This is a genomic window from Acinetobacter sp. Ac_5812 (genome assembly GCF_013072695.1).
In the GTDB taxonomy this organism is placed as follows: domain Bacteria; phylum Pseudomonadota; class Gammaproteobacteria; order Pseudomonadales; family Moraxellaceae; genus Acinetobacter.
The window spans coordinates 47,150-68,644 of sequence record NZ_LXUK01000002.1; the positions used below are offsets into that span (position 1 = coordinate 47,150).

The following is a 21,495-nucleotide window of genomic DNA, read 5'->3' on the forward strand; positions in this document are numbered from 1 at the left end:
AAAAACTATCTTTATTTTTCAACTAAAAATTATAAAAAGACAGCCTGCGAATTTTGCTTTATCCAAAGAAGTTTCGCAAGTCTTCTTTCGCCTGCTTTATCGTCACGTAAGTTTTAAAATCGTGTATTTCTTGCAAAGAACGTAACCATGTGTATTGACGTTTAGCTAATTGCCTCGTCGCAAAAAGGGCTTTGTTCTCCATTTCTACTTTATTTTTGAGACTTAAGTCACTTTTTAGTAAAAAATCCAAAGCTTGACGATAACCCACAGACCGCATAGACGGTAAATCATCATTTAAATCGTATTTTTTAATCAAGTCCTCTACTTCATTCAAAAAACCAATATTCCACATTTTGCTCAATCTTTGCTCAATGCGTTGATGTAATTCTAAACGATCTGGCATTAATGCGTAGTTATGAAATATGTAACGATATGGTTGATTTTTAGGTTGTTCAGCTTGTAGTTTTGTTATCGGTTCACCCGTGATTCGAAACACTTCAAGCGCACGAATGATGCGCTGCTTATCCGATACTTTAAACTTTTCCCCTGCAACTGGATCAACCGCAACCAACTCTTCATAGACGGCTTGCCATCCTTCCTGTTCAGCTTTTTGAAGAATGGCATCACGTATCGTTTGATCCGCATTGGGTAAATTACTTGCCAGACCTTCAAGTAAGGCCTTGAAGTACAACATGGTTCCGCCCACCAAGATTGGAGTTTTGCCACGGGCATGCATATCATCAATCAATGGGCAAACATCTTCAACAAATTGTGCTGCCGAATACACCTCTAAAGGGGTAATAATATCAATCAAATGATGTGGATATTGCTGCTGCTCTGCTTTGGTTGGTTTCGCTGTACCGATATCCATATCTTTATAAACTAAAGCTGAATCGACTGAAATCAGTTCGAAATTTCCACGCTCATAAAGTTCACATGCCAATGCTGTTTTACCGCTCGCGGTAGGCCCCATTAAATTGATGACGGGCAATTGATTTGACATGTAAAACTACTCTCCTCGAGCAAATAATTTATCTAATTGATGTAATGGAAATGCACGCCAAGTCGGACGCCCATGATTACATTGGCTGGCAAACTCGGTTTGTTCCATTTGACGTAATAAAGCATTCATTTCCGATAGGCTTAACTGGCGATGCGCACGCACAGCACCGTGACAAGCCATCCCAGCGAGTAATTCATCACGTTTTTGCAATAAACCTCTCGCTTCATCATTTGGATCAAGATCATTCAGCAGTTCTGGAATGAGGTTGCTAAAATCAGCTTTATGCAAAATCGCTGGGACACCACGCACAATCACTTGATCATCACCATATTGATCGACTTCTAAGCCGAGACGTTGTAATTGTGATTGTAAATCTTCGATCCGTGTCGCCTGCATACGCGTGATGGATACAATTTTTGGAATCAATAACTGTTGAGATGTCCAAAATTCAGGTTTATCCCAAGCCGATTTCATTTGTTGAAGCAAGATACGTTCATGCGCTGCATGCATATCGACAATAATCAGACCTTCGGTATTTTGCGCCAAAATATAAATACCATGCAGCTGCGCAATCGCAATACCGAGTGGAAACTCATCTACTCGTGATGGGCCTTGATCATTTCCATCCTCGACTTCTTCACGTAAAGGCGCTAAATAACTTTTGAGTGCATTATTCAATTGCGTAGAACCGTTATAACGTGGTTCTTGTGGTGTTGAATTGTAGTGCACTGCTTGTGGACGACTTTGATTAAACTCTGTCAATAAATCTGTCGATACTTCAGCAGGTAGATTTGATTGAGGTTCAGCTTCTACCACCGCACGATGTAAATTGAATTGTTCTTGATATTTTGGCTGCTGTTGATAATTAAAATTATCCGTTAGCGCCTCATCTGTTTTCATTGCCTGTGCTAAATCTGCAGTTGCAGTCTGAAATTGAGACAAGGTTGCTTTAGCATAGTGACGTACAAACTCATGCACTTCACGTTGATTCAAAAAGCGAATTTCATGCTTAGTTGGATGTACATTGACATCAATATTTTCGGGATCAACTTCTAAAAACAATAAATATGATGAATGTTGATGTCCATGCAAAATCCCGTCATAGGCCATACGCAACGCATGTGAAATGGTTTTATCTTTGACAATACGACCATTGACATAGACATATTGCATGTCAGCCTGCGCACGTGCATCAGAAGGATGTCCCAACCATCCAGATAAGCGCATATTAATGCTATCAGAGTCAATCCAATACGCATTTTGGATAAATTGCTGACCCAACAATTGCTGCACGCGCTGATAACGTAATTCGCCACTGTCAGCGACAGGTAGGTTTAAACGAATATTATCATTATGCTCTAGTACAAAACGGATATCGAAATGGGTTAAAGCCAAACGGCGAACAATTTCTTCAATATGATTAAATTCAGTTGTTGGTTTTTTTAAGAATTTACGGCGTGCTGGCACATTAAAAAATAAATCCTGTACCCGAATGTGTGTACCTTTTTGTGCAGCGACCGCCTGAATTTGTTGATGATCAAAAGCTGTACCATTCACTTCAACTTGATAGCCAACACCTTGCTCATCTTGACTGCTGGTGAGGGTTAAACGTGATACTGCTGCAATTGAAGCTAAAGCCTCTCCACGAAATCCCAAACTGACAATCGCATGTAAATCATCTGCAGTTTGAATTTTACTGGTGGCATGACGCATTACCGCCAATGGTAAATCTTCTGCATGAATACCATTACCATTGTCAATGATTTCAATCAGGGTTGAACCACCCTGCGCCACTCGAATAATCAACTCCGTTGCGCCCGCATCAATTGAGTTTTCTAATAATTCTTTGACTACTGATGAGGGACGTTCAATCACCTCACCTGCAGCAATCTGGTTGGCTAAGGCAGCATCTAGGGTATGAATACGACGAGTTGAATCATGCGCCATTCAATTGTTCCTGCAAAGTTTGAGATAAAGCTTCAGACGCTGTGGTTAAAGTCACGAATCGAGTCAGTTCATCTTCCGATTTTTGAATATCAATCACAATATCTGGTTTTGGAATTTCATCACCACCTTTCGATGGCCATTCAAATAAAAATAAAGCATCGGGTGTTTCCAGATAATCACGGATGCCCATTAACTCAAGTTCATAAGGATCATTCAAACGATACAGGTCAAAATGGAAGATCTCTTTACCTTGAATGGTATAAGGTTCAACCAAGGTATAAGTCGGACTCTTGACCGAACCTTGATGCCCTAACTTTTGTAGAAAGTAACGGGTAAATGTGGTTTTTCCTGCGCCCAAATCACCAATTAAATAAATAATGCCAGCATGCACATGTTGTGATAGCACCTGTGCAAAACGTTGAGTGTCTTGTTCATGATTTAAAGTAAATTTCACTGAAGATGACATGGCAAATAAAACAAAATTGGGATGGCAGCTATGATAACATTGCCCTGCTTTAAAGCCTAATCCATAGAAAGAAGTTGATTCTTTTTAAAACAACTCCTAAATTATTTTCTGAGGAAACTGTTGTGGACGAACATCGGAAACTCATTTCGAAATTTACGCATCAGCTTTTTTTATCCATCGAAAAACCTTTTGAGACAACAACTGAGCTAGAACGGCAAATTCTTGCAAGTTTTAGTTTTGGTACAATTCATGCCCAATGTTTTTTAAACCAACTCCCTGCTTTAGAGATTCATAAACTTGCAATTTTTATTTTTACTACAGAATTTAAATATGCACCTCAACAAGCACAAGATTTCTTAGAGCATCTCATTGAAGTTGCTAGTGATAAAGAGCTTCACCCGACCACGCATGCAATCATTCATAGAGGAATTGATGGACACAGGCAATTCATCAACTCGGATTATGTTAATCTAAGCAAAAACATCAACGAGATACTTAATCTCATTTGTTCTTAAAATGCCGGACCTTAATTTTAGTGGCATCATTTATCTCTATGAATCAATTCTCAAATAAAGATTTTACTCCTCCACTCATTAATGGTGTCAGCGCGAGCAAAGTCTTTTTACCTCACGATGTTTCTGCACTTACTATTTTTGATTATCTCTGCCAACACTTCCCACATATTCAGATCAGCGAATGGCAACAGCGTTTTGCCGATGAGCTGATCTATGCAGCAGATGGCAGCAAACTCGAATTGGATAGCCCCTATACACCCAATACCCATATTTTCTACTATCGTTTCCTTGCGCATGAAGTGCATGTGCCATTTCAGCATGAAATCCTATTTGAAAACGATGAATTACTGGTAGTCGATAAACCGCACTTTTTGACCATGACGCCAACTGGGCAATATGTACAAGAAACGCTCTTGGTTAGACTAAAAAAACAAACTGGCTACGAAGATCTCACCCCCATCCATCGACTTGATCGAGAAACAGCAGGTGTAGTTTTATTCTGTAAAAAAGCCGCCTCAAGAGGTGCATATCAGCAGCTTTTTGCCGAACGAAAAGTGCAAAAAACCTATCATGCGGTTGCAAAATATCGACCTGAACTGAATTTTCCGCAAATTTTACAGCTACATTTAGAAAAAGGTCAGCCTTTTTACACCATGCAAATTAATCCCGAAAAACCCAATAATACCGAAACACGAATTGAATTATTAATGCATGATCAGCAGCATGCCAAGTACAAATTAATGCCTAAAACTGGAAAACAACATCAGTTACGTGTACATCTAAATTATCTGAATATTCCAATACTTAACGACTCTTTTTATCCACAGATTGAACATAAAGCAGAAGATGATTTTAGTCAGCCATTACAGCTACTTGCCAAAGAAATTTGCTTTATTGACCCGATTTTAAATCAAGAAATGCAGTTTAGTTCTCACTTTGAACTTGCATTGCCAACACAACGTAATGACAAAAATTCTATTTTTTCACTTCAAAAATATTGAAATTACATTGCAATGGTTTAAAATACATGACGATAACTAAAAATATTTGGTCTTATTCTTCATGCGAAAAACAGAAGTTTATCAGGTTCGCCTCGATTCACAGGAAAAGAAGCAAGCTTTTGCAGTGTTTAAACAGTTGGGTATCTCCCCTGCTCAAGCCGTTCGTCTTTTCTTTAAACAAGTGGTACTCACCAAGTCGATTCCGTTCGCAATTGAGAATCAGAACATCAACATGGAACAGTTACTGAAACTGCGCAAATCAAAAGCAGCGGCCAGTACTGAAAATCCATCTTCTGTCGAAATTGAAGATGATCATGAAGACCTGTTTGAAGAGTTGAATGCACTTCTCGGCGAAAGTGACAAAACTTAACAATGTTGCATTTATAAACAAGTTTTTATTTTTTAAGCTGAATTTTTTTCGCTATCCTGACAGTCCTAATAAAATGAATAAGCGTAAGGATGGACAGGAATGATTGTTAAGCGAGCAACAAAGGAAGATCTTCATCAACTTGCTGTCTTGTTTGACGAATACCGTCAGTTCTACGGTGCATCCTCAAATATTGAACAATCGTATCAGTTTTTAAAACACCGCTTCGACAATAAAGACAGTGTCATTTTTATTCATGTTAAAGATGATGTATTTACGGGCTTTGTTTTACTCTATCTTGCCTTTTCTTCTGTGGCTTGTGAAACCTACTATATTCTCGATGATGTCTATGTCACTCCCTCTTATCGAAAACAAGGTTCCGCTAAACAACTGATTGATACCGCTATCTTGTTTGCACGGCATGAAAATGCACAACGCATTAGCCTCGAAACGCAAAAAAACAATTATCAATCTCACCGTCTATATGAACAGATGGGCTTTATTCAAGACAGTGAGTTCAAAACCTTTCATTGTTTTTTAAAGTAATCATTCATCTAAAGCGATGTTTTGACTTAACTGTTTTTGCACAGGGCTTAAATACGTCCATTCTCCCTCCGCCAAATCAGGAAGTTCGAGCAAACCCACTTGATGACGATGTAGGACTTCAACTTTATTTCCAACAGCAGCAAGCATCCGTTTCACTTGATGGTAAACACCTTGGTGAATGGTCATTGCAATTTGATGTTCTGAGAATAATTGCACATCCGTAGCAGCATAGATGCCTTTTTCATTACGCAGTTCGACACCTTGCTCTAAGCCGTGTTGCTGTTCAGCTGTAACTGGATCTGCAGTGGTCACATGATAAACTTTGGGTACATGTTTACGTGGATGTGTTAATGCCTGTAGATATTGTCCATCATCGGTCAGCAATAATAGACCAGTGGTATCTTGATCTAGACGTCCCACACATTGAATTCCACGATGCAGTAGAATTTCAGGAAAAAGACTGAATACGCTTTTGTGATGTGTGGCCTGATGTGAACATTCATAACCTTGCGGTTTATTCAAAACAATATAGACATGCTCTCGAAATTGGTATTCTTCACCAAAGACCTGAAAGACCAGTTGATCGGTATTGAGATTCTGTTTCGGATTATCACAAACTTGATTTTCAATCTGAACAGAACCATTTTTAATTAACTGCTGACAATACTTACGTGAACCAAAGCCTTGTGATTGCAAAATTTTTTCCAGCAGCATAAATAAATCCTAACCTAAACTGCATCCATTGTACTCGATTACAACGCTAGCTGTTGATCGTTGCCTATTCATTCTTTATTTTTATAATTTATTCACAATCCCTTCATTTGTTATAGAACACCAACAAAACCCTCGTCAAACACTCTCAATCTAGATATTGCGCTCCATATTTTCACTCACAACTATTGTTACATTTGTCACAAGCAAAAAAGAATATTGTCCAAATGAATGGATAAGGAGTTTCACCATGAAATCAAATATGTGGTTATGTAGCGTTATCTTAGCAGCGTCTTCCATGATGACCGTTGCACATGCAGACAATACCACTCGTGTAGCAGCAACCTCTGCTCTAGGAAGTGTGGTTGGTACTGCCTTAGGAAAACAACTTGGTGGTGACACGGGTGCAATGATTGGCTCTGCAATCGGTGGTGCTGGCGGTGCCGCTGCATCTAGTAATCGACGCGACCGTACTGAAGCTGCTATTGGTGGTGGTTTAGGTGGCGTGGGTGGTTATACCGTTGGCCGTAATATGGGTGGAAGCAATGGTGGTTATATTGGTGCAGCCCTAGGCGCGGCTGGTGGTTCGGCCTTAGGTCAAAAGGTTGGTCAAGACCGTGATGCGGATCGACGTTATGATGATCGTCGCTATGACCGTCGTTACGATAACCGTCGTTCTTATGATGACCGTCGCTATTACAATTCTCGTGAAAGCTATCGTCATGACAATGGTCGTCATCGTGGCTGGTACAAACACCGTTAATCAGATTAAAACGTTTTACCCCTTTAGCACCTTCGGGTGCTTTTTTTTGTTTGATCAAAACAACAATATATCGATCTAAAACGATATACAAAACCAAACTTATATCGTATTATTTCGATATATAGTTTTGAGACACCATAATGAAATCACTACAAGATATAAAATTCTCTATCCTAGAACTCGCTCCTGTTCGAGATGACAAGAGTATCGAGTTTTCTCTCCGTCATGCATTAGAACTCGCGCAACATGCAGAAAATTTAGGTTATGAGCGTTTTTGGTTGGCTGAGCATCATAATATGGATGGGATTGCCAGTTCAGCAACGGCAGTTTTATTAGGATTTATTGCTGCAAATACGCAGCACATCCGTTTGGGTTCAGGCGGTATCATGCTGCCAAACCATGCACCATTGGTAGTTGCAGAACAGTTTGGAACGCTAGCCACACTTTATCCAAATCGTTTTGAACTCGGTTTGGGGCGTGCGCCTGGAACAGATCAAATGACAATGCGTGCCTTACGTCGTGGCCGTCAGGAAACTGAAGATCAATTCCCTCAAGATGTGATGGAGATTCTGCAATATTTTAAAGCACCGCAACCGAATCAGAGAATTATCGCCACACCAGGTCAAAATACCCATGTGCCTGTTTGGTTACTCGGCTCAAGTTTATTTAGCGCGCAACTGGCCGCAAAACTTGGACTACCTTATTCCTTTGCCTCTCATTTTGCGCCAAGAATGTTAGGTCAGGCGATCGAAATCTATCGTGATAATTTCCAAGCCTCTGAATATCTTGATAAACCTTATGTCTCAATGGGTGTCCCAACAGTCGTTGCTGCAAGCGATGAAGAAGCCCAATACCTGGCAACCAGTTCATATCAACGTATTTTGAATCTGATCCGTGGTCAGAGCTTAAAGCTTAAGCCACCGATTGATTCAACTGAAGGTCTTGCATCGAGTGCTGAACAAGTGGCAATTCAGAATTTTTATGCCATGGCACAAATTGGTTCTCAAGAAACGGTTAAAGCTGGATTAAATAAAATTGCAGCGCAATATGATGTCGATGAATTCATCTTTACTTGTGATATCTACGATACGCAAAAACGCTTAGATAATTTTAGTTTATTGATGGATATTAAAAACAGCTAAATCTTTGGCTCGAGTCTACAAGGTTCATTTACCAATCAGCCTTGTAGATTCACCATCCACTTAAATTCCAGCTTGGAGCATCTCTGTCGCTTGTTCTACATTCACAGCCCGACTAAATAAATAGCCCTGTCCGATTGAGCATCCGGAAGATTTTAAAAGCTCTAATTGTTCGGTGTTCTCAATGCCTTCTGCAACAATATCCAATGACAGTTTTGGCCCCAAAGCGATGATCGCCTGTACAATGGCTAAAATCGCCTCGTCATCATTCATTTGACGAATAAAATCGCAGTCAATTTTTAAACAGTCTACTGGGTAGTCTCTTAAACGAGTTAAAGAGGAATGTCCCGTACCAAAATCATCCAATGATATTTTAATACCTTGTTGCTTTAATAAGTTTAATGCTCGGATCACATAGTCAGAACCACGATCATCCAAGATATGTTCAGTAATTTCTATTTCTACTAAATGATGTGGAATGTTGTAGGCATTTAAACGATGTAGTAAACGCTCAGCATAATTGTCTTTTAGAAACTCAACTGGTGCTGCATTGATTGAAACAGGAACAACATCTAATCCTTGCGCTATCCAAGCTGCAATATTTTTAAAAACTTTATTCTGCATTGCATCACTAATTTTTGTTGCCAGAATATAGTCTTGAAAAGCCTGTTCAATATTACAAGGTGAATGAATATGTTGATCAAGCGTTTGCCAACGTAATAATGCTTCAAAACCAACCACCTTCGCATCCGCTAAACGCACTTTTGGCTGGTAAAATGGCACAATAAGGTCATCACGAATAATATGACGCGCATCATTTAATTGAATTGCAATGTTTTGAGCCGCAACTTGCATCTGCTGGTTAAACATACGAAAACCACCACGTCCCGTCGCTTTCAAATCATTGAGCGCAGTATCTGCGCATTTCATTAAATTAGCTGAATCTTTGGCATCTCGTGGATAAATCGCACAACCGATACTCATACTGCCATTAATCAAATTGCCAGCATAAGTAATCGGAGCTTCTAATAGTCGACTAACATCCACTGCTATTTTTTCAAGCTCTAGTTGTGTCTCAATTCCATTTACGACAATAGCAAACTCATCACCACCCAAACGAGCGACAAAAGTGTTTTCAGGCAAAATGTTTTCTATTCGCTTAGACAGAACACGGAGTAGATGATCTCCAGCAGCATGACCAAGCGTATCATTGACATGTTTAAAGTAATCTAAATCCAGCAACATTAAGCCAAGTAACTTCTTGCCTTTTTTATGTCGATGTAATGCACGCTTAAGTTGTAATTTGAAGAAACGACGGTTATATAATCCTGTTAAATCATCCAACTCACTCGAAAGCTGTAATTGGATTTCGGTTTGTCTTTGTGTAGTCACATCGCGAGACAGACACAAAACCTGCACGATCTGGCCTTTATCATTTAATATGGGGGTAAGCAAATTATCCCAATATTGTCTTCCAGCCCCTTCCCCACTCATTCCACGGAAACGTGCAGTTTTCCCTTTAAGTGCCGTTTTTAACGCATAACTCGCCTTGGTTCTTATTTCCACAGGTAACAGCTCTGCCCACTTCATTCCAAAGCTATTTTGGCTTTGAGGGAGATTAAGTGCGATACATCCCGTTTTATTGACATGCAGTAAAGAACCATCAGCTTCTAATAATTTTATGCAATCAATACTATTATCCAGCATGTTAGTTTGGGCATTAATACACTGAACTAAGTTTTGTTGATACTGCTTGGTATCATGAATATCAACACTATTGATAAACCAATGTGCCTTTTCTTCTGAATTCGCCGCTATAAATTTTGCTGACAATAAAAACCAGCGATATGCACCAGACTGATGTTTTAATCGGCATTCAATTTGAAATGGGGACTTATAGATAAATGCCTGCTGCCACTCACTTTGGAAGATTGCTCTATCCTCAGAATGGATTAAATCGACCCAGTCTTTTGCAAAATGTTCTAGGTCATTAAAACCAATATACTCTTGGCTTAAACTATTAAAAAAATACGCATCTCCAGACTCAGAGAGCAGCCACACCAGACTCGGAATACGGTTAAAAATATTTTGTTGGACCTCACTCAGTTGATGATTTGAGTGAAAAGGAATAGCCAAGTTCACAGACTTCTGTTCCAAACAGAACTCTCTCTATCAAGATATTCAGTTGCAATAAAAGCCATAGACCACCAACAATAAAAAGTGAGATTTAAATCACAGTATTGTAGCAGAAATGCAATAAAATTATCACCAATTCCAGCACTGATCAGTTAGATTTACTTTATTATTTAATATCAATTATTTATTTTAAATTCACGATATTTATCAAACTTTCTTTAAGAAAATGATCTAAAAAATTACAGACTACCCCATCTAGATGACTGAGGTAGTCTGGCCTTATTAGCCAATACGACGTTTTAAACCCGTCATTTGTAAGACACGTGTTGAGATTTCCTCAATCGACATTTCCGTGACATTTAAATATTTAATCCCTTCAGAAATATAGATCCCTTCTATCGCGCGCAATTCCATTTGACACTGGCTGAAACTTGAATAGCGGCTATTCGCTTTACGTTCGTTACGGATTGCCACCAAACGTTCGGCATCAATCATCAAACCAAATAGCTTGTTTTTATGTTCACGCAGTACTTTTGGCAAACGATTGTCATCCAAATCTTCTTCAGTCAATGGATAGTTTGCTACACGAATACCAAATTGTAATGACAAATAAATTGAGGTCGGGGTTTTCCCTGAACGTGATACACCAATTAAAATAATGTCGGCTTTATCATAATGACGTGTTCTTGCCCCGTCATCATTGTCCAGTGCGAAATGTACAGCATCGATACGCGCTTTATAATATTCAGAATCAGTTACCGCATGAGTTTGTCCAACCAATGTGGTCGGTGGCGTACCCAATTCTTGTTCTAATTTACTAATCAAACCTTCAAAAACGTCTAAGTTGACTGCCTTAGCAGTATTGATAATTTCACGGACATGCGGATCAACTAAAGTATCAAAAACTAGCGGCAAAGAACCATCACGACTTTGACATGCATTGATCTCTACAGCGACATTCATAGCCGCTTCTTCAGTCGTAATATACGGTATAATATGAATGTCAAAATCGACGTTTGGAAATTGCGCAAGTAGTGAATGTCCAAGGGTTTCTGCGGTAATTGCGGTACCATCTGAAATAAAAAAAACGCTCCGTTTAATTTCTTTACTTACGGGCATCAAAATTCTCCTTAAACATTTGTCTTAGTGCTCTATAATCTTTATAGTAAACTCATCTAACATGACTGTCGCTTAGTAAAACACTAAATCTAAGCACTTTTGTATAATTTCATACCAATGATGGTCATTCATACTGCAAAAAAAGTGGAGTAAATACTTTGGAAGCGCGCGTAATCGGTCTGGAAAAATTAGGAAAACACGATGTCGAACTCGTAGGTGGGAAAAACTCATCTTTGGGTGAAATGATCAGCCATTTATCCAATGCTGGTGTATCGGTACCTGGTGGCTTTGCAACTACTGCTGCTGCCTATCGTGAGTTCTTGGATCAAAGCGGCTTAAACGCTCGTATTCAGGCTGAACTTGTTCAGCTAAATGTAGAAGATGTAAATGCACTTGCTGAAACTGGTGCAAAAATCCGTAACTGGATTGTTGAAACTCCGCTTACTGCGACATTAGAACAAGAAATTCGTGAAGCTTTTGCTGCACTTTCAAACGGCAACCCAGACATTGCTGTTGCGGTACGTTCTTCTGCAACGGCTGAAGACTTACCAGATGCGTCTTTCGCAGGTCAACAAGAAACATTCCTCAACATTCGCGGTATTGATAATGTTCTTATCGCGATTAAAGAAGTTTTTGCTTCACTTTATAATGACCGTGCGATTGCTTACCGTGTACACCAAGGCTTTGAACATAGTGTTGTTGCCCTTTCTGCTGGTGTTCAACGTATGGTTCGCTCTGAAACTGGTGCTGCGGGCGTTATGTTTACGCTTGATACAGAATCAGGTTTCCGTGATGTAGTCTTTATTACTGCATCTTACGGTTTAGGCGAAATGGTCGTTCAAGGTGCAGTAAACCCAGATGAATTCTATTTATCTAAACCGCTTTTAAATGCAGGTAAACACTCTGTTTTACGTCGTAACCTCGGTTCTAAACACCAGAAAATGATTTATGGTGAAGAAGGTGCTGCGGGTAAATCAGTTGTTGTGGTTGACGTTGAAAAACCAGAGCGCCAACAATTCGCATTAAATGATCACGAATTACACGAATTAGCAAAACAAGCCTTAATCATCGAACAACACTACGGCTCGCCGATGGATATCGAATGGGCAAAAGATGGCGATGATGGTCAAATCTATATCGTTCAAGCACGTCCAGAAACAGTAAAAAGCCGTCAAAATGTCGGTACCATGGAACGTTATTTGTTAAAACAACGTGGTACTGTGATTTGTGAAGGTCGTTCAATTGGTCAACGCATTGGTTCAGGTAAAGTGCGTGTTGTAACGTCTATTAAAGAAATGGATAAGGTTCAGGACGGTGACGTCCTTGTATCTGACATGACTGACCCAGATTGGGAACCAGTGATGAAGCGTGCTGCGGCAATTGTTACTAACCGTGGTGGTCGTACTTGTCACGCAGCAATTATTGCCCGTGAATTAGGTGTTCCAGCAATCGTGGGCTGTGGTAATGCAACAGAAGTACTGACTGATGGTCAAGAAGTCACTGTTTCATGTGCTGAAGGTGATACTGGCTTCATCTATGAAGGTGCATTAGATTTCGAAGTACAACGTAATTCGATTAATTCAATGCCATCACTACCGTTCAAAATCATGATGAACGTCGGTAACCCTGACCGTGCATTTGATTTCGCTCAAATCCCGAATGAAGGTATTGGCCTTGCACGTCTTGAGTTCATCATTAACCGAATGATCGGTGTGCATCCTAAAGCATTGTTAAACATTGACAGCTTACCACGTGAAACACGTGCTGCTGTTATGGCACGTACTTCAGGCTACTCATCTCCAATCGAATTTTATGTCGAGAAGTTAGTTGAAGGTATTTCAACACTTGCTGCTGCATTTGCTGAGAAGCCAGTGATCGTGCGTATGTCAGACTTCAAATCAAATGAATATGCAAACTTGATTGGTGGTAAGTTATACGAACCAGAAGAAGAAAACCCAATGTTGGGCTTCCGTGGTGCAAGTCGTTATGTATCTGATAACTTCCGCGACTGTTTTGAGCTTGAATGTCGTGCCTTGAAAAAAGCACGTGATGAAATGGGTTTAACCAATATCCAAATCATGATCCCATTCGTGCGTACAGTTTCTGAAGCGAAACGTGTGATCGAACTTCTTGCTCAGAATGGTTTAAAACGTGGTGAGAATGGCCTAAAAGTCATCATGATGTGTGAACTTCCAACCAATGCATTATTGGCAGAACAGTTCCTTGAGCACTTCGATGGTTTCTCTATCGGTTCAAATGACTTAACACAATTAACACTTGGTCTTGACCGTGACTCTGGTATCGTATCTCACTTATTTGACGAACGTGACCCAGCAGTTAAAGCTCTTCTCTCTATGGCAATTCACGCTTGCCGTAAAGCAGGAAAATACGTTGGTATTTGTGGTCAAGGTCCTTCAGATCACCCTGACCTTGCTAAATGGATCATGGAACAAGGTATTGAATCTGTGTCACTTAACCCTGACTCAGTACTTGATACTTGGTTCTTCCTTGCTGAAGAACAAATCAAGAAAGCCTAGTCTTTTTTAGAAAAAGACCCTCTTTCGTAGGGTCTTTTTTCATCTTTCGTAATTGAGATTTTAAAATTATGCAAATTTACTTGGCTCGTAACAATCAACAAGCAGGACCTTACAGTTTAGAACAAGTGAACCAAATGCTTGCTAGTCAACAAGTTTTATTGACCGATTTAGCTTGGCATGAAGGTATGGCTGAATGGAAAACACTTGGTGAACTCACACAAGGTAAACTTGTCTACGAACCTGTAGGTTACTCTCCTTTTAGTGCTCAAATTAAAACTGAAACGAACGAACCAACTTACAAAATCAAAGTCGAACAAAAAGCACCTGAACTTGCACCTTTTCATTCACGTGCGCTAGCGAAAGTTTTTGATCTTATCCTTTGGCTACCGATGGCTTCTATCCCATCTTTCTTTTTTAATGAAAGCCAATACCAAGAGTTGTTTGAAATTCAAAAACAGATGCAAGCCACCCAAATTGCATCTGATAAAGCAGTAGAATTACAGCAGCAACTCATGCAGCTCATCCCAAATGAAGCATGGATCATGATCTTTGTTTACCTCATTGTCATGCTCATGATTCAGGCGTTCTTTATTGCAAAATCAGGCCAGAGTATTGGTAAAAAAATCGCCAAGATTAAAATTGTGGATGTTGAAACATCAGAAAAAGTCAGCACAATTCGGGCCTTTTGGTTGAGAAGCGTGTTCTTTATCATTCTCAATCTAATCTTTGTGCCTATCATTACCGTGATTGATTATGCTTTATTCGCATTTACCAAAAATCGTCAAACTTTGCACGATAAATTGGCAAAAACTAAGGTCATTAAGCAGTAATCACAAATCGATAAACAAAAGAGGATTTATTCCTCTTTTTTTATGTATTAATCTGATATCTATATAAAAAACACAGATGCAAATAACAATCCCTACAAAATAAATCGGGTTTTAAAACAAGTATTTCACACGACTTTATGAGTAGCTTAGTTTTTCAATATAAGGCATAATGCCCAACAACGTTGCGGTGTCGCGTGATTGCTAAGCATTTTTTAACCAATCCTTATCAATCACGCGACACTTTAATCGCTATCCCATAATTTTAATTAGGGAATGGGACTCTTCACCGAGGTTGTAAAATGAGACAAACGATTTTAGCTGTATTGTCTTTATCAACGATGGCTGCGCTCTTGACTGGGTGCGGCGGTGATATGGTACTTCTAAACAATAAAGGTCCAGTTGGTCAAGGTCAAAGTAACCTGATGATGACTGCGATCTATTTAATGCTATTGGTGGTGATTCCATCAATCATTATGGCATTATGGTTTGGTTGGAAATATCGCGCGTCGAATAAAGATGCAGACTATAAACCTACTTGGGCACACTCTACGACAATTGAGATCGTTGTATGGGGTGTACCTGTCATTATTATTGGTATTTTAGCTTGGTTAACTTGGTGGGGTTCCCACAAGTACGACCCTTACCGTCCGTTAGAATCAGATAAAGCACCATTGACTATTCAAGCTGTCGCTGAGCAGTTCAAGTGGATTTTTATCTATCCTGAGCAAAACATTGCAACGGTAAACGAAGTACGCTTCCCAGAACAAACACCAGTAAGCTTTAAGATCACTTCTAACTTCACGATGAACTCGTTCTTCATCCCACAGTTAGGCGGTCAGATTTATGCAATGGCTGGTATGCAAACTCACCTTCACCTATTAGCCGACGAACCAGGTATCTTCCGTGGTTTCTCAGCAAACTATTCAGGTTACGGTTTCTCACAAATGCGCTTTAAAGCACATAGCGTAACTGAGCCAGAATTTGCACAATGGGTAGAAGCAGTTAAAGCTGGTAATGGTACAAGTATTAACCCTGAAGCAATTCAAAAAGGCACACTTGACCAAGCTGAGTTAGCAACGCTTAAAGATGGCGATCGTTCTAAGCATCAGATCGAGCATTTAGTGAATCGTGCTAAAGCTGCTGGTGATGAAGAAGCACTTGCAAAAGCTGAAGCGATGAAACCGTTCCCGACTAAGCCACACCCAGTGACTTATTACTCGTCAGTTGAGCCAAAATTGTTTGAAACAATCATCAACCACTACATGAGTAACTATCACGGTGCTGACCATTCTGCTGGACATGATGCAACAGCAGAAACTCATGCTGCAGCAGAACACGCTGCTCAAGGGGAATAAGACATGGATATGATTTTTGGTAAATTGGGGTGGGATTCTATCCCGACTGAACCCCTTGTACTTGTCACCATGGTCTTTATGGCACTTGGTGCAATTGCTGTATTGGGCGGTATCACCTATTTCAAGAAATGGGGATATTTGTGGAACGAATGGTTTATCACTGTAGACCATAAAAAGATTGGTATCATGTATATCATCGTATCTGTAGTCATGCTGTTGCGTGGCTTCGCCGATGCGATCATGATGCGTCTACAACTTTTCCTCGCGAAAGGCGGCGGCGAAGGTTACTTACACCCTGACCACTACGACCAGATCTTCACCGCGCACGGTGTAATCATGATCTTCTTCGTAGCAATGGGTCTTGTTGTTGGTATGATGAACATCTCTGTACCTTTACAGATTGGTGCTCGTGACGTTGCTTTCCCATTATTAAACTCTTTAAGCTTCTGGTTATTCGCAGGCGCTGCTGGTTTGATGATGCTTTCACTTGTATTGGGTGAATTTGCTGCGACTGGTTGGATGGCTTACCCTCCTCTGTCTGGCATTCAATATTCTCCTGGTGTTGGTGTTGACTACTATATCTGGGCACTTCAGGTTTCTGGTCTAGGTACGCTTTTATCTGGTGTTAACTTCTTTGTTACCATCATCAAAATGCGTGCACCTGGCATGAAATTAATGGACATGCCTATTTTCACGTGGACTTCACTTTGTACGGCTGTATTAATCATTGCATCATTCCCTGTATTAACAGGTACGCTTGCAATGCTTACTTTAGACCGTTACTTCGGCTTCCATTTCTTCACAAATGAGCTTGGCGGTAGCCCAATGCTTTATGTGAACTTGATCTGGACATGGGGTCACCCTGAAGTATATATCTTGGTATTGCCAGCATTTGGTCTATACTCAGAAATCGTTGCAACCTTCTCTCGTAAAGCGTTGTTCGGTTATAAGTCTATGGTGTATGCGACAATTGCGATTACTGTACTTGCATTCGTTGTATGGCTTCACCACTTCTTCACCATGGGTGCTGGTGCGAACGTTAACGCGTTCTTCGGTATCATGACCATGGTTATTGCGATTCCTACAGGTGTGAAAATCTTCTCTTGGTTATTCACAATGTATAAAGGTCGCATCACCTATACAACGCCTATGTTATGGACGCTTGGCTTCCTTGTAACATTCGGTATCGGTGGTTTAACTGGTGTACTTATGGCTGTTCCACCTGCGGACTTCCTTGTACACAACTCATTATTCTTGATCGCTCACTTCCATAACGTAATTATCGGTGGTGTGGTGTTTGGTATGTTTGCCGGCATCATCTTCTACTGGCCGAAAATGTTTGGTTGGAAGCTCAACGAAGCATGGGGTAAAGCTGCGTTCTGGTTCTGGTTCATTGGTTTCTATTTTGCATTCATGCCACTTTATATCCTTGGTTTCATGGGTATGACGCGTCGTTTGAATACATATGACAACCCTGAGTGGGATCCATACTTAGCGATTGCATTGTTTGGTGCTGTTCTTATTGCGATCGGTATTGCATGTTTCTTAATGCAAATCATCGTTGGTTTCTTACAACGTAAGGACAACATGGACCACACAGGCGATCCATGGGATAGCCGTACCCTAGAATGGGCAACGTCATCTCCTGCTCCGTTCTATAACTTTGCGCATGAACCAGATGCTAGCGGTGTAGACCGTTTCTGGACTGACAAAGAAAATGGTGTAGCATACGCACGTAACACTAAATATGAAGACATCCACATGCCGACTGATCGTGCTGCTGGTTTTGTCATTGCAATGTTCATTACAATTCTTGGCTTTGCACTCATCTGGCATATTTGGTGGCTCGCTGTTGTTTCATTCGTTTCAGCTATTGTTAGCTTGATCGTAAGCTCATTCACTAAGAATGTTGATTACTACGTTCCTGCTGCCGAAGTTGAGCGTATTGAAAACGAACGCTATGCTTTACTTGAAAAACACTTGAAGAAGGACTAAGGAAATGGCTGAAGTACTTCATCACGACAACCACGGCCACGATGGTCATCATGAACATGATGATACGGACTTAACGGTCTTTGGTTTCTGGACATACTTGATGAGTGACTTGATTCTTTTCGGATCACTCTTCATTGCGTTCGCTGTATTAAGCAGTCATATCCCGCCAGGAACCCCAAGTGCATATGACCTGTTCCATGATTCATTAGGCTTCGTGTTAACTGAAACATTTGCCTTATTGATTTCATCGGTAACATTTGGTTTTGCTGTACTTGCATCTTATAAAAAGAATGTAAATCAAGTAATCACTTGGTTATTCGTTACATTCCTTTTTGGTGCATCGTTCATTGGTATGGAAATCTATGAGTTCCATCACCTTGTACACGAAGGCCATGGTCCAACTCACAGTGCATTCTTATCTGCATTCTTTACCTTGGTTGGTACACACGGTATTCACGTAACTTCTGGTTTAGTGTGGATGCTGGTATTAATCTACCAAATTAAAAAGAATGGTTTGACCTTACCGAATACACGTCGTCTTGCTTGCTTAAGCTTGTTCTGGCACTTCCTTGACATCGTTTGGATCTGTGTATTCAGCGTCGTTTACTTACTGGGAGTTCTCTAATGAGTAGTCATGACCATAATGCTGCAGGTGCGTCACACGGTAACTTTAAACAATACACGATTGGATTTATCCTATCTGTCATCCTCACCATCATCCCTTTCGGGATGGTGATGGCTGGCGGTTTTAGTCGTGGCATTTTAGTTACAGTAATTGCAATTACTGCTGTTGCTCAGGTACTTGTACAACTTGTGTATTTCTTACACATGAATACATCATCTGACCAACGTTGGAACCTTATTGCATTTATCTACACAATCTTATGTATCGCTGTACTCTTAGTCGGCTCTGTGTGGATTATGAATTACCTACACTACAACATGATGATCTAAACTGATCGTCATGTGGAAAAAGTACTTATTCCTGACTAAACCAGGGATTCTCTTCGGTAATTTTATTACCACCTTGGGCGGCTTCTTCTTAGCCGCCCAAGGCTCTATAGACTGCCTCTTATTATTACTTACTCTTCTCGGAACAACATTAGTGGTTGCTTCTGGTTGTGTAGTGAATAACGTAATTGATCAAGATATCGATCAAAAAATGCAACGCACCATGAACCGTGCACTTGTGACGAAAACCATTTCCCCTACTGTTGCCATGTGCTATGCACTGGTTTTAGGTGTGATTGGCTTTAGCATGCTCTGGTTTTATGTTAATGCTTATGCTTTTTTATTCGCTATCATTGGTTTTGTAGTCTATGTCGGTTTTTATAGTTTGTGGAGCAAACGCACCACAATCCATCAAACCGTGATCGGTAGTATTTCTGGAGCGAGTCCACCTGTTATTGGTTATGTGGCTGTAAGCCATCAATTCGATATGGCTGCCCTCTTGATCTTTGTTGCATATGCTTTATGGCAAATGCCGCATTCATGGGCGATCGCAATTTATCGTTTTGACGACTACAAAAATGCAGGCGTTCCTATTTTACCTGTAGCCCGTTCAATCCTTAGAACAAAAATCGAATCACTGATTTATGTGGTTTTATTTACTCTAGCGATGAATGCTTTATATGTATATGGATACACCAATATCGTGTTCTTGGTCATCTGTAATATACTTTGCATTTACTGGTTCTACATTGCTATTTTAGGATTCAAGGCCGAAGATGATCAGCTTTGGGCCAAACGCTTTTTCCTTTTCTCAGTAATTCTCATTACTGTTATCAGTTTAAGCTTTAGCTTCACTTTTAAAAGCCCTGCACCATTCTTTCCTATTTTTTAAAAAGATAGAGAATGCTCTATCTTTTTATGCTCTCCCAATTTTTATCATTTCGTGCAATAAAAACATTGAGTTCTTTATTGCCTAAATGAAACAAGCCTAGACTAAATTCCAAACCGGTCGTTACATACAATCTTTAAAGATTAACCTGCAACACTACTCTCTAGCCAAAAAACTCACTGTCAGGCTCAAAACGCCTAAAAAATTGATCAATATTATGTGGATATTTTTGATCTAATTTTTGCCATACTTTTTGAGGTAACGGAATGAACTCCAAGGTATCGGAACCATCAGAAGCCACACAAAAACGGATTTCATAATCAGGCTGCAAAATTTGATTGAGTGCTTTTAAGGTGGTATCTCGATCTGCGCCCTCGCCTTGATAAGGAATAATCAATGCTTGATCTTTATAATGAAGGCGAATGATAAAGCCTTGAGCATTATCAGCACTTTCTGTCTCTACGCTTAAATCCCGTGTTTGCAATATTTTTTCGCAATATTCAATAATTGCCTCATCTTCTTCTCGCCAATCAACAATCATTAAAATTTGATAAATATCCCCCTCATATTGCTCAAACACTTCGAAATATGCCTCCTCCGTACCTGACTGTAAAACCTTCTCAATCAAAGCCACTGTTTCTAAAAATTGTTGTTGCATATTCATTCCCTATTTTATTTTAAATAATATATCGCAAAGACTATGGCAAATTTGCTTTATAGCGTCAATTTGCATATAATCCCCGCTTCGCAATTTGCGACATAACTTTTTAGTTATGACTCCTTGCTTCTAATTATTTTTAATTAGGGGCTGCTTAAACCGTAAGGAGCTGACAATGCGTCACTACGAAATCGTACTACTGGTACATCCAGACCAAAGCGATCAAGTTGTAGGTATGGTTGAACGCTATATCTCTCAGATCAAAGAAGCTGAAGGTCAAATTCACCGTTTAGAAGATTGGGGCCGCCGCCAATTGGCTTACCCGATTAACAAAATTCACAAAGCACACTACATTCTTATGAATGTTGAATGTGGTCAAACGACTCTTGATGAGCTAGAAGAATTGTTCCGTTATAACGATGCAATTATTCGTAACATCATTATTCGCCGTGAAAATGCAATCACTGAAGAATCTTTGCTTGCTAAAAGTGCTGAAGAAAAACGTGCGCGTAAAGCTCAACGTGAAGAAGCACAACACGTAGTTCAAGAAGCTGAATAAGGAGAACA

21 protein-coding genes are annotated in these 21,495 nt (G+C 40.0%); 14 read left to right on the forward strand and 7 right to left on the reverse strand.

Features of this window, described 5'->3' with window-relative positions; all coding sequences use genetic code 11:
* Nucleotides 1-58: 58 nt before the first annotated feature.
* Genes miaA through tsaE form a run of 3 tightly spaced genes read right to left on the reverse strand, consistent with a single transcriptional unit; the run spans nt 59 to nt 3,416 of the window.
* Entirely contained in the window at nt 59-1,003 is a 945-nt protein-coding gene (gene miaA, locus A7P55_RS02490; protein WP_171551006.1) for a tRNA (adenosine(37)-N6)-dimethylallyltransferase MiaA, read from the reverse strand.
* 6 nt (nt 1,004-1,009) lie between these two features.
* Nucleotides 1,010-2,950 (reverse strand): DNA mismatch repair endonuclease MutL, encoded by a 1,941-nt coding sequence (gene mutL / locus A7P55_RS02495; protein WP_171551007.1) that lies wholly within the window; start codon nt 2,948-2,950, stop codon nt 1,010-1,012.
* Complete coding sequence (tsaE, locus tag A7P55_RS02500) at nt 2,940-3,416, reverse strand: tRNA (adenosine(37)-N6)-threonylcarbamoyltransferase complex ATPase subunit type 1 TsaE (RefSeq protein ID WP_171551008.1); 477 nt, start codon at nt 3,414-3,416, stop codon at nt 2,940-2,942. The genes mutL and tsaE overlap by 11 nt, the downstream gene beginning before the upstream one ends.
* Before the next feature lie 122 nt (nt 3,417-3,538).
* On the opposite strand from tsaE, the gene imm48 reads away from it, so the two are divergent.
* From imm48 to A7P55_RS02520, 4 genes are all read left to right on the forward strand, one after another.
* Nucleotides 3,539-3,931, forward strand: coding sequence for an Imm48 family immunity protein (imm48, locus tag A7P55_RS02505; protein ID WP_171551009.1), 393 nt, complete (start codon nt 3,539-3,541; stop codon nt 3,929-3,931).
* Nucleotides 3,932-3,969: 38 nt separating this feature from the next.
* On the forward strand, nt 3,970-4,932 hold the full coding sequence (locus A7P55_RS02510; protein ID WP_171551010.1) for a pseudouridine synthase: 963 nt from the start codon (nt 3,970-3,972) through the stop codon (nt 4,930-4,932).
* A gap of 61 nt (nt 4,933-4,993) precedes the next feature.
* Nucleotides 4,994-5,302: a type II toxin-antitoxin system RelB/DinJ family antitoxin gene (locus tag A7P55_RS02515; protein WP_005152044.1), complete on the forward strand. Its 309-nt coding sequence runs from the start codon at nt 4,994-4,996 to the stop codon at nt 5,300-5,302.
* 99 nt (nt 5,303-5,401) lie between these two features.
* Entirely contained in the window at nt 5,402-5,845 is a 444-nt protein-coding gene (locus tag A7P55_RS02520; RefSeq protein ID WP_004654380.1) for a GNAT family N-acetyltransferase, read from the forward strand.
* Here the strand turns inward: A7P55_RS02520 and A7P55_RS02525 are convergent, their stop codons facing one another.
* The gene (locus tag A7P55_RS02525) at nt 5,846-6,559 is read right to left on the reverse strand and encodes a pseudouridine synthase (protein ID WP_171551011.1); all 714 of its coding nucleotides are present in this window, start codon (nt 6,557-6,559) and stop codon (nt 5,846-5,848) included. It abuts the gene before it with no gap.
* A gap of 247 nt (nt 6,560-6,806) precedes the next feature.
* Between A7P55_RS02525 and A7P55_RS02530 the strand changes: the two genes are divergently transcribed.
* Nucleotides 6,807-7,319: a glycine zipper 2TM domain-containing protein gene (locus A7P55_RS02530; protein WP_004806031.1), complete on the forward strand. Its 513-nt coding sequence runs from the start codon at nt 6,807-6,809 to the stop codon at nt 7,317-7,319.
* Between the two features lie 140 nt (nt 7,320-7,459).
* The gene (locus A7P55_RS02535; RefSeq protein ID WP_171551012.1) at nt 7,460-8,461 is read left to right on the forward strand and encodes an LLM class flavin-dependent oxidoreductase; all 1,002 of its coding nucleotides are present in this window, start codon (nt 7,460-7,462) and stop codon (nt 8,459-8,461) included.
* A 60-nt stretch (nt 8,462-8,521) separates the two neighbouring features.
* Here A7P55_RS02535 and A7P55_RS02540 read toward each other — a convergent pair whose 3' ends face one another.
* Complete coding sequence (locus A7P55_RS02540) at nt 8,522-10,600, reverse strand: EAL domain-containing protein (protein ID WP_171551080.1); 2,079 nt, start codon at nt 10,598-10,600, stop codon at nt 8,522-8,524.
* 276 nt (nt 10,601-10,876) lie between these two features.
* On the reverse strand, nt 10,877-11,713 hold the full coding sequence (locus A7P55_RS02545; RefSeq protein WP_004806023.1) for a pyruvate, water dikinase regulatory protein: 837 nt from the start codon (nt 11,711-11,713) through the stop codon (nt 10,877-10,879).
* Nucleotides 11,714-11,871: 158 nt separating this feature from the next.
* Between A7P55_RS02545 and ppsA the strand changes: the two genes are divergently transcribed.
* From ppsA to cyoE, 7 genes are all read left to right on the forward strand, one after another.
* Nucleotides 11,872-14,250, forward strand: a complete 2,379-nt coding sequence (gene ppsA, locus A7P55_RS02550) for a phosphoenolpyruvate synthase (protein ID WP_171551013.1) — start codon at nt 11,872-11,874, stop codon at nt 14,248-14,250.
* A gap of 68 nt (nt 14,251-14,318) precedes the next feature.
* The gene (locus A7P55_RS02555; RefSeq protein WP_171551014.1) at nt 14,319-15,080 is read left to right on the forward strand and encodes an RDD family protein; all 762 of its coding nucleotides are present in this window, start codon (nt 14,319-14,321) and stop codon (nt 15,078-15,080) included.
* Nucleotides 15,081-15,379: 299 nt separating this feature from the next.
* Nucleotides 15,380-16,435 carry a ubiquinol oxidase subunit II gene (gene cyoA, locus A7P55_RS02560; protein ID WP_004654397.1) on the forward strand — a complete coding sequence of 352 codons (1,056 nt, stop codon included), beginning with the start codon at nt 15,380-15,382 and terminating at the stop codon, nt 16,433-16,435.
* 3 nt (nt 16,436-16,438) lie between these two features.
* Nucleotides 16,439-18,430: a cytochrome o ubiquinol oxidase subunit I gene (gene cyoB / locus A7P55_RS02565; RefSeq protein ID WP_004806017.1), complete on the forward strand. Its 1,992-nt coding sequence runs from the start codon at nt 16,439-16,441 to the stop codon at nt 18,428-18,430.
* 4 nt (nt 18,431-18,434) lie between these two features.
* Entirely contained in the window at nt 18,435-19,055 is a 621-nt protein-coding gene (gene cyoC, locus A7P55_RS02570; RefSeq protein WP_004806016.1) for a cytochrome o ubiquinol oxidase subunit III, read from the forward strand.
* Entirely contained in the window at nt 19,055-19,384 is a 330-nt protein-coding gene (locus A7P55_RS02575; RefSeq protein WP_004806013.1) for a cytochrome o ubiquinol oxidase subunit IV, read from the forward strand. Before cyoC ends, A7P55_RS02575 begins: the two co-directional genes overlap by 1 nt.
* Before the next feature lie 10 nt (nt 19,385-19,394).
* Nucleotides 19,395-20,273: a heme o synthase gene (gene cyoE, locus A7P55_RS02580; protein WP_171551015.1), complete on the forward strand. Its 879-nt coding sequence runs from the start codon at nt 19,395-19,397 to the stop codon at nt 20,271-20,273.
* 160 nt (nt 20,274-20,433) lie between these two features.
* Here the strand turns inward: cyoE and A7P55_RS02585 are convergent, their stop codons facing one another.
* Entirely contained in the window at nt 20,434-20,928 is a 495-nt protein-coding gene (locus A7P55_RS02585; protein WP_171551016.1) for a hypothetical protein, read from the reverse strand.
* A 175-nt stretch (nt 20,929-21,103) separates the two neighbouring features.
* Here A7P55_RS02585 and rpsF point away from each other — a divergent pair, with 175 nt between their 5' ends.
* Nucleotides 21,104-21,487: a 30S ribosomal protein S6 gene (gene rpsF / locus A7P55_RS02590; RefSeq protein ID WP_005293014.1), complete on the forward strand. Its 384-nt coding sequence runs from the start codon at nt 21,104-21,106 to the stop codon at nt 21,485-21,487.
* The last annotated feature ends 8 nt before the right edge of the window (nt 21,488-21,495 follow it).